The 3,383-nt window shown below is 53.7% G+C and carries 5 protein-coding genes; all 5 read left to right on the top strand.

Annotated elements, in window-relative coordinates:
* The coding region (locus AACS92_RS15580) for a terminase TerL endonuclease subunit (RefSeq protein WP_241538022.1) at nt 1-337 on the top strand (337 nt) is incomplete at its 5' end.
* Between the two features lie 9 nt (nt 338-346).
* Nucleotides 347-523 carry a hypothetical protein gene (locus AACS92_RS15575; protein ID WP_193756998.1) on the top strand — a complete coding sequence of 59 codons (177 nt, stop codon included), beginning with the start codon at nt 347-349 and terminating at the stop codon, nt 521-523.
* Nucleotides 523-1,755 carry a phage portal protein gene (locus tag AACS92_RS15570; RefSeq protein WP_099111696.1) on the top strand — a complete coding sequence of 411 codons (1,233 nt, stop codon included), beginning with the start codon at nt 523-525 and terminating at the stop codon, nt 1,753-1,755. Before AACS92_RS15575 ends, AACS92_RS15570 begins: the two co-directional genes overlap by 1 nt.
* A complete protein-coding gene (locus tag AACS92_RS15565) occupies nt 1,733-2,383 on the top strand; it encodes an HK97 family phage prohead protease (RefSeq protein ID WP_153044793.1) in 651 nt (216 codons plus the stop codon). The genes AACS92_RS15570 and AACS92_RS15565 overlap by 23 nt, the downstream gene beginning before the upstream one ends.
* Nucleotides 2,384-2,395: 12 nt before the next feature.
* Nucleotides 2,396-3,383, top strand: a 988-nt coding sequence (locus AACS92_RS15560; RefSeq protein ID WP_099111694.1) for a phage major capsid protein, incomplete at its 3' end; no start/stop codon positions are given.

Raw genomic sequence — 3,383 nt, 5'->3', positions numbered from 1 at the left:
CACCGGCTTATCTCATGCACTGGCAGACGAGGGTATTAATCCCATCATCGTTACCCAGAATTTCACGCATATGAGCGATCCGATGAAAGCGCTGGAAGCCGCCATTCAGTCCGGGCGTTTCCATCATGACGGTCACCCGATTATGTCGTGGTGTATCGGCAATGTGGTCGGGAAAACGATGGGCGGTAATGATGATATTGTGCGCCCGATTAAAGAGCAGAAAGACAGCAAAATTGATGGCGCAGTGGCGCTGATGATGGCGATGGGGCGGGCGATTTTGCACGCAGCCCCCAGTCTCTCCGATCATTTGATCTCCCACGGTGTTCGCTCACTCTGAGATTTTTCCATGAAATTATTAATCATTGTTGCCCCGCTGGTCGGTCTGGCCGGCGGCGCTCTGCTGTCTTACGGCGCATGGCGGCTGTTGCCGGCTGCGGGATTGATGGTGGCAGGTGTGTTATGCCTTGGCTGGTCGTATGGGGTCTCACGCATGTTGAGCCAGAAACCCGATAAGGAGACCTGATGTTTTTCCCCGGCTTATTTCGCAAATCCGCCGATGCTATGACCGCCCGTGATTTAAGTGAATTGATTGGCCTGTCCTATGATACCTACAGCGGGCGGCGGGTCAGTCCACAGTTAGCGATGCAACTCACTGCTGTGTTCAGTTGTGTGCGGGTGCTGGCGGAATCGGTCGGTATGTTGCCCTGTTCGCTGTATGAGCAATTAGAACGCGGCAACCGACGTGCCGTGAAAGAGCGGCTGCATCAACTGCTATCGGTCAAGCCCAATCATTATATGACACCGCAGGAGTTCTGGGAGTTGCTCATTGCCTGCCTGTGCCTGCGCGGTAACTTCTATGCTTACAAAGTGAAGGCGCTCGGGGAAGTGGTGGAGTTACTGCCCCTCGATCCGGGCAGTGTCACGGCAAAACTCAATAAGGACTGGCAGCCGGACTATCAGGTGACCTTCCCGAGCGGTGAAAACCGAACACTAACGCAGGATGAACTCTGGCATGTGCGCATTTTTACATTGGATGGTCTGACCGGGTTAAGCCCGATTACTTACGCCCGGCAAGCGATAGGGCTGGGACTGGCCACCGAAGAGCATGGTTCTCGATTGTTTGGTAACGGGGCCGTGACCAGCGGTGTCCTGCAAACGGATCAAGCCTTGAAAGAGGAAGCCTATCAGCGTCTGAAAACGGATTTTGAAGCCCGTCATCAGGGGCTGGTCAACGCCCATAAGCCGATGATCCTGGAGATGGGGCTGAAATGGCATCAAATCAGTTTATCGGCAGAAGATGCGCAGTTTCTGGAAACCCGTAAGTTTCAGTTGGAGGAGATCTGCCGCATCTTCCGGGTGCCGTTGCATATGGTGCAGAACACTGACCGCGCTACCTTTAACAACATTGAAAATCTGGGGATCGGGTTTATTAATTACTCGCTGGTGCCCTACCTCACCCGCATTGAACAACGTATTAATGCCGGACTGGTCAGAAGCAACAAGCAGGGACGGTTTTACGCCAAGTTTAATACCGGAGCCTTACTGCGTGGGGATATGAAATCCCGCTTTGAAGCCTACGCCACCGGTATTAACTGGGGCATTTATACCCCGAACGAATGCCGGGCGCTGGAAGAACTGAATCCCCGTGAGGGCGGCGATATTTATCTCACGCCGATGAACATGACCACGCAACCTGAACCCGCGCCGAAAAAAGAGGAAGAAACCCATGCCGATGATCACCCAACAACGGCTTGATATGCCGTTGAAAATCAAATCGGTCAGCGATGCCGGCGAGTTTGAGGGGTACGGTTCCGTGTTCGGTCTCAAAGACAGTGCTGACGATATTGTCTTACCCGGTGCGTTTGCCAATACGCTGAAGCAATGGGGTGAAAAAGGCAGTCTGCCTGCCTTGCTCTGGCAACACCGGATGGATGAACCCATCGGGATTTATACCGACATGAAAGAAGACGAAACCGGGCTGTATCTCAAAGGGCGGTTGTTGATCGAGGCGGATCCACTGGCAAAACGGGCGCATGCCCATATGAAAGCCGGATCACTTTCTGGTTTGTCGATCGGCTACACCCTGAAAGACGGAGAGTATGACCGAATAAAGCAGGCTTTTTTATTGAAAGATCTCGATTTATGGGAAGTCAGTCTGGTGACTTTTCCCGCTAACGAGGATGCGCGGGTGAACAATGTGAAATCCGCCTTGGCCCGGGGTGATATCCCCAATCCCGGTCGTATTGAACGGGTTCTGCGCGATGTTGGACTTTCCCGCGCTCAGGCTAAGGCCTTTATGGCGAAGGGTTACGAGGCCTTGTCTTTGCCTGATGCTGAGACTGCCTTGGCATTAACGGCCCTGAAATCATTACATTTTAACTAACCGGAGTGTTTGATGGCGATTGAAGTTAAAGAAATACAACAGGTTGCGCAGGAAATTCAGCAGCGTTTCGATGAATTCAGGCAGAAGAACGATCAGCGCATTGAGGCCATCGAAGCCCAGAAAGGGAAGTTGTCCGAGCAGGTAGATACGCTGAATGGCAAACTGTCTGAGCTGGATACCCTGAAAACCGCGCTGGAAGAGGAGCTGGCGGGGCTGAAACGTCCGGCAGGCGGCAGCAATACGCCCGCAGTGAGTGAACACAAAGCGGCGTTTGCTCAGTTTCTCCGCAAGGGCAAGGAAGAGGGGCTGGCCGCGCTGGAACAAAAAGCGATGCAAACCACCATCGATCCTGAAGGTGGCTATGCCGTGCCGGAAGAGCTGGATCGCAATATCATCAATGCCCTGAAAGACGAAGTGGTGATGCGTGCCGAGTGTCACGTGGTGTCCGTAGGCAGCCCGAATTTCAAGCGGCTGGTGAATCAGGGCGGCACGAACAGTGGCTGGGTGGGGGAAACCGATCAGCGCCCGGAAACGCAAACACCGAAGCTGATGCCCATCGAACCGACATGGGGCGAAATTTACGGCAACCCTGCCGCGACCCAGACCATGCTGGATGATGCTTTTTTCGATGTGGATGCCTTTATTTCGTCTGAACTCACACAAGAGTTTGCTGAGCAGGAGGAGCGTGCGTTTACCCACGGTGACGGTAAAAACAAACCGAAAGGTTTGCTGGCTTACGGCAGTGATGCGCAGGAAGACAAAGACCGCAAATGGGGCACGTTGCAGCATCGGTTGCTGAAAAAACCGACCGAGGTCACCGCCGACGACACGATGCAGCTGATCTACACGCTGCGTAAACCGTATCGCACCGGCGCAAAGTTCATGATGAACAACAACCTGTTGTTTCAGGTGCGCACCCTGAAAGACAGTCAGGGCAACTACCTGTGGCAGCCGGGCCTGCAACTGGGGCAACCTTCCGCCTTGCTCGGCTACGGTATTG

Origin of the sequence: Xenorhabdus sp. KJ12.1, assembly GCF_963876495.1 — a bacterium.
Lineage (GTDB): Bacteria > Pseudomonadota > Gammaproteobacteria > Enterobacterales > Enterobacteriaceae > Xenorhabdus > Xenorhabdus stockiae.
The sequence above is the reverse complement of the archived record's forward strand: the minus strand, read 5'-3'. Positions and strand labels throughout refer to the sequence as shown.